General features: G+C 66.4%; 7 protein-coding genes. All 7 read left to right on the plus strand.

Annotated features, from left to right (window positions below; translation table 11 throughout):
* Window positions 1-1,828 (plus strand): hypothetical protein (locus WC815_23925; protein ID MFA5911841.1); only part of this gene is annotated, 1,828 nt, incomplete at its 5' end.
* Between the two features lie 113 nt (window positions 1,829-1,941).
* Entirely contained in the window at window positions 1,942-2,649 is a 708-nt protein-coding gene (locus WC815_23930) for a hypothetical protein (protein ID MFA5911842.1), read from the plus strand.
* A gap of 93 nt (window positions 2,650-2,742) precedes the next feature.
* Entirely contained in the window at window positions 2,743-3,354 is a 612-nt protein-coding gene (locus tag WC815_23935) for a hypothetical protein (GenBank protein MFA5911843.1), read from the plus strand.
* A gap of 36 nt (window positions 3,355-3,390) precedes the next feature.
* Complete coding sequence (locus tag WC815_23940) at window positions 3,391-3,714, plus strand: hypothetical protein (protein MFA5911844.1); 324 nt, start codon at window positions 3,391-3,393, stop codon at window positions 3,712-3,714.
* A gap of 14 nt (window positions 3,715-3,728) precedes the next feature.
* Window positions 3,729-4,079: a hypothetical protein gene (locus WC815_23945; protein MFA5911845.1), complete on the plus strand. Its 351-nt coding sequence runs from the start codon at window positions 3,729-3,731 to the stop codon at window positions 4,077-4,079.
* Window positions 4,076-5,296 carry a hypothetical protein gene (locus tag WC815_23950; protein MFA5911846.1) on the plus strand — a complete coding sequence of 407 codons (1,221 nt, stop codon included), beginning with the start codon at window positions 4,076-4,078 and terminating at the stop codon, window positions 5,294-5,296. Before WC815_23945 ends, WC815_23950 begins: the two co-directional genes overlap by 4 nt.
* On the plus strand, window positions 5,293-5,796 hold the full coding sequence (locus tag WC815_23955) for a hypothetical protein (protein MFA5911847.1): 504 nt from the start codon (window positions 5,293-5,295) through the stop codon (window positions 5,794-5,796). The genes WC815_23950 and WC815_23955 overlap by 4 nt, the downstream gene beginning before the upstream one ends.
* The last annotated feature ends 68 nt before the right edge of the window (window positions 5,797-5,864 follow it).

Raw genomic sequence — 5,864 nt, forward strand, 5'->3', positions numbered from 1 at the left:
CAAGGTGTTCCTGGCTGACGAAGCCTTACGCCTCGGGATGATCGACGCCGTGGGCACGCTCGACTCACTCGCCCCGATCGTGGTCGAGGAGGCCGACGCGGACATGGACGATGCGGCCGTGGTCCCGGCCCCAACAAATCAAGTTGTTTCCAACGCTCGACCCATGGCGGCGAGCGATGTTTCCGTTCCTCTTGCGGCCCAAGCCGCAGCAAAGGAGTCTGATATGTCGAAGAGAATCAAGGCGGCCTTGTACGCCCTGGGTCTCGTGAGCGCCGCCGATGCGAGCGACGAAGTTTGCGCTGCGGCTCTCAGTGGTTTTTTCCGCGGCCAGGTCCCGACGGAGGAAGCGGAGGTCCTGAAGGGCTTGACCCAACAGGCACCGCCGGCGCAGGTCGTCGAGCAGGCAGCTGCTCCGCTGGCCGCAGCCCCCAACGTGCAGGCCGCCCACGATCGCGAGATCCAGGAAGCCCGTCGCGCCGGGGCCATCGCCGACCGCGAGCGTCGCACACAGATCGAGGCGTCCGGCAAGCTGTTGGGCATGACGCCCGCGCAGATCGCCGCCGCGATTGGCAGTGAAGACACCCACGAGGCGGTCATCGCCAAGTGGCACCAGGAGAAGGCCGCCGCCGAGCAGCCCGTCACGCCCGTGACCAACTCCCGCGAGGGCGCCGATCGCTTTGCCGCCGACGCGGTCGACGCGATGCTCTTGCGGGCGAACTACCGTCCGACGCGTGAAAACGTGTCGGCCGACGTGCGCGAACTGACGCGGGCGCCGCTCTCCTACTTCGCCAAGCAGTGCCTGGCGCTGCGGGGTGAGCGGGTGAGCGACTTCGCGGATCCGGAGGCCGTCGCGCTGCAGGCGCTGCAGATGTGCGGCGTCGGGATCAATTCGATGGCCGACGTCGGCGCGTACGGTCCCTCGTGGAACCGTCCCGGCGACTTCCCGAACCTGCTCTCCAACCTGGCGAACAAGATGCTCGACCAGGCCCTGGAGATCGCCGAGCCGACTTATCCGATCTGGACGGCGCGGATGGCGGACCTGCCGGACTTCAAGCCGGCCACGGTCATCGGGATGGGCAACCTGCCCGAGCTCGATGAAATCATGGACGATGAAGAGATCAAGCAGGCGCAGATGAACGAAGAGCTGGCCGGGTGGATTCAAGTCGCCCGCTACGGGAACGCCGTGGCCTTGACCCCGGTCATGGTCGCCAATGACGACCTGGACGGGTTCGGGCTCGCGCTGCAGTCGCTGGCTGTGGCGCACGAGCAGACGCTCAATCGCTTGTGCCTCAACCTGATCACGGGCAACGTCGTCATGCCCGACGGCGTCGCGCTCTACAACCTGGTCGGGCACGGCAACCTGCCGGCGGCCGGCGCCGGTCCGAGCATCGCCCAGGCCCAGGCCATGAAGCTGCTGCATCGTCGGCAGCTGGGCATTGGCGGGCTGGGTCGCGTGAAGTCGCCGCCCCGCATCGCCCTGGTTCCCAGCGCCTGGGAAGAGGCTGCGATGCAGACCTTCCTCACGTTCAGCCAGCTGAACGAGTCAAAGCTCCCGATCACCGACGCCACGATCAACGTGCATCGCGGCGTCATTCAGCCGATCGTCGAGCCCGACCTGGAAGATGCGAGCCTGACGGCCTGGTACACGTTCGCCGATCCGCGGATCCGCCGCTGCATCGTCCATGCCTTCCAGCGTGGCTACGGCCGCGGTGGGAAGCGGAGCAACTGGTTTGACCCGGCGCGCAAGAGCGAGATCTTCGAAGTCGAAGGCCGCTTTGGCGCGGCGGCCGTATCGTGGCGCGGTACGGCCTGCAACCCCGGCGTGTAAGCGCATTGTCTGTGTCCTGCGGTCGGGCGCGGTCCCTCCCGGGCGCGCCCGGCTGCCGGTTTTTACTTTCCATCACAAAACTCGTTGACTCTCGGTAAAGGAGATCGACCCTCATGTCTCGAAACACTGACATCATTCGCTACCGGTTCCGCGGTGCCCAAGCGCCGCCGCTGGTGGCCTCGCGCAATCAGGATTTCTGCTCGTTGCTGGTGGGTGCCGGTGGCCCGACGGTGCAGGCCGTCGCGGGCGGCGCCATGCGGCTGCTCATTGACAACGATGCCGAGGTCGAAACGGCGTGCCTCTACCAGGGCGACATCTACCCCTGGGATATCAACGACCTGGTGCGGGTCGAGTTCCTGATCCGCAGTGTAGTGGCCTTCGGCGCCGGGAACACCGTGTTCTGGGGGCTGGCGGCCGCGCAGAACGTCGACCCGACCGCGATTGCGACGGCCATCGGCTTCCGCATGACGGCCAACGACAACGTGGTGATCGATTCGCGTGACGGCACCAACACGGTGGCCGCCGCTGCAACCGGTCAGACGCTCGGGGCGGTCTATCGCCGCGCCGTGATTGACTTCAGCAGTGGCGGACTGACGCAGGATGGCCCGACGGCGAGCGTGGGCGGGCTGGCCGATTGCCGGTTCTTCTTGAGCGACGCGCGCGGTTCGCTGCGGCGCGTCGCGGCCGGGCAGCGCTTCCGCATGGACGCGTTCGCCGGTCAGCTGCAGCTCTACGCGCAGCTCAATAAGACGGCCGCCAACGCGTCCGTCCCGCAGATCGAGATCCTGGGGATCGATGTCGAAGTGAAGTTGCCGCGATAACTCGCTGAGCTTCTCAACGGTGGGCGCTCGCGCCGTGCGTGGTGACAGGCGGCGGCGCGAGCGTTTTTTCAGTCGCACGAAACGAGGTGCAGCATGTCGATTGCGTTACTTCAGGAGGCGGCCCGCCTGCAGATCCAGTATTCGCTGCATCTGCCCGAGGCCGTCGCGCGGCATCATGTGCGGCGTTTGGCGGACCAGACGATTCTGAGCGATGCCGGCGCTTGGACGGCGGCGACGCGTACGCTCACCGATGCGGGCTCGTTCACCGAGCTGACCACGAGCACGCGCACGTGGCTCTACCTGCACGATGCAGGGAGTGGGACCGTCATTCCCGGGTGGTATCGCGTGGTCAGCCGAACCAACGACAACAGCGTCGTACTGGATCGGGAGATCCGGACGCCACCGGCCGTGGCGCTCGCCGCGGTGGTGATCGACGTGCGGATCGTGCGCGGGGCACTGGCCGACATGGCGGGGGCGCATATCCGTGACCGCCAGAATCTGCGCGAGGAAGTGCGGCGATTGCTGCCCGTAATTCCGCTGCCTGTCTACCCGGCGGTCGCGAACGTGTGGCACGGGACGGCGACCTACGGCCCGGATGGGGACGACTTCACCCCGACCAAGGTCGCCAGCTCGATCGCCAACTGCGAGCCGGCGAACATCCTTGACGGCGTCGTGATTGACGACGTGGTTGGCACGCACGTCTAAGCTTCGCACCGACACCTAAGCAAAGGACTCAAACCTATGTACAACGAGACTCCACTGGCCCAGGAGGCCAAGGCCCTGATCAAACAGCATCTGCACGTGCCTGACGGCGTGGCGCAGGGACATGTCGACGGACTCAACGACGTGCAGCTGGCCGACCTGGTCGCGTCGCGGGATTACCCGCCGCACGATCGCGGTTCAGTGATCCGCAGCGTGCTCACCGCGGCGACCGCGGTTCCTCCGCCGGCCCTGCCGCATCATCTGGCGCCGCCGGATCTGGTGTCGGCGGATCCGCCAGCAGCGGCCGAGGCAACCACGGAAGAACCGGCCCCGAAGAAACCGCGTCGCACGCGGCCCGATTGAAAGGGCGGTGACGCATGACCTTCCGCACCCTCAAGGCGGACGTGATCCGCCGGAACATCCTGAGCACGGACTTCTTCGCGGAAGCCGTGACGCTCACGGATGGAGCGGGTGCCACTTCCGCGGCCACAGCCAAGCCGGGCGCGGAAATCACGGAGCGGCGGCAAACGGAGTACGGGTTCGAGGACGTCGTCACGCGTGATTTCTTCCTCGAACTGACCGGCGCTGTCCCGGTCCTGGTGACCTTCGGGACGCTGCAGTACGCCGTCGAAAACTTCACGACCTCGAGCGAGTTCACCACCCTCAAGACCAAGCGGTTGGCGCCAGTGGAGGCGTCCCGCGAAAGCTATCGCAGGCGCACGCCATGACCTGGAAAACCCCCACAGTCCACGCAGGCACCAACGGCACGGCCGTCACGGCGAGCGTCGCGATCGCGAAGCCTGCCGGCGTGGCGATCGGGGACCTGCTGGTACTGGTCGTGGCGACCGAGGCCGCGGCGGTCGACATCACGCCGCCCGCGGGCTGGACGGCAGTCGTCGCGGAAATCACCCAGGACGCGAAGATCAACCTGGCGGTGTTCACCCGGTTCGCCACGCACGCCGAGCCTGCGACCTATACGATCACCTGCGACGCGGCCGATCACTCGCTCTATAACCTGTTCATTGTCCGCGGGGTCGATCCGTGGGACGTGATCCATGTGAGCGACGCGGCGCAGGGCGATGCGGTGCTTCCGCGCCCCGAGCCCGAGGTGGTGACGACGGTCCCCAACTGCCTGGCGGTGGGAGTGCTCGCCTACGACGGTTCGCCGCGCGTGATCGCGGCGCCTGCCGGGTGGACGATCCTGGCAAGTGCCGACGGTCCGGCCGGGTCGATCTCGACGGGGATCGCCACCAAGGCCATGGCGGTCGCGGGATCCTCGGGCGGAGCGAACTGGACGGCAGGAGATGCCTCGGCCGGGGACTATATCGCACTCACGTTTGCGATCACGCCCGGTGTGATGGCCCGGGCGTATTCGATCCTCTATACGCCGCAGCAGCTGCTGGCCAAGACGCTGGCGGACTGCAGCGAGTTCCGCAACCTGGTGGGCGCGACGACCCACGCCGCGGCCTTCGCGCGGATCTGGCACGAATCGCTCCCACCCCCGGCCGCTGGCGCGCGCAACTACTCGCTCGCGGAGATGAACGCTTACCGACCTTATGCGATCGTGTTCACGCGCGATCCGGATGGAGCCGCGACGACTCGGATCGGGTCGCCCGGCGCGTGGACCGATCGCGGTGCGCTGTGGATCCGGTTGGTGTTCGACATGCCGGCGGGAATGGACGAAAGTCCGGTGCTGCTGGATCACCTGGTGAAGCAGCTGGTGGGGCGGCTCGAGCGATGCCCATCCGATGAGACCTACGCGACATTTAAGGGCCTCATGGACCTGGCTGGCACAACCAACGAGACGGACGGGTACAGCTACCTCGCGGCCGACAGTGTGGTGTTCAAGGCCTGGTCGCTCTCGAACCCCGCGGACTTCCCCGGGCAAGGCGACTTCATTGTCGCGACGCTCGAGGTCGCCTGGGGCGAGGGAGGTGCCGCATGATCAGCTCGATCGTGGTGAAGGAATGGGGTGCGACGCCGGGCTTGCTCAAGTCGCAGGTCAACAGGCTGATCAAGGAGTCGCTGGCGGCCACCGCCGAGTTTCACTTCCGCTTCATGCACTTCCACTTCGAGATGATCGCCTTCAACCGCTACGGCTACAAGCCGCGCAAAGGCATGGGGAAATCCGGCAAGGAGTTCTATCAAGCCTACACCGGGCGGAAGCTCAAGAAGACCGGGCAGGTCAATCCGCTGGTCTACAGCGGGGAGAGCCGCCGGCTGGCGCTGGCCGAGCCGCCGCGGGTCACCTCCACACGCCACCGCGCGACGCTCGTCCAGCGTGCCCGCGGGCTCAACCGCCGCAACCCCAAGAGCGACATTCGCATGAACGAGGAGATCAAGGCCATCGCCCCGAGCGAGGCCCGGGGTGATCTGCGGTTCACTCAGCATGATTTTGTCCGCCGCTGCCGGGAGCTACGGGCCAGTAAGATCACTCGCGTCTAGGAGTCACGCATGTCTATTCACAATCTCTACAGTGTGTACCTCAACGACGCGGCGCCGTTCACTCTCCC

Source organism: Vicinamibacterales bacterium (assembly GCA_041659285.1).
GTDB lineage: Bacteria > Acidobacteriota > Vicinamibacteria > Vicinamibacterales > UBA2999 > 12-FULL-67-14b.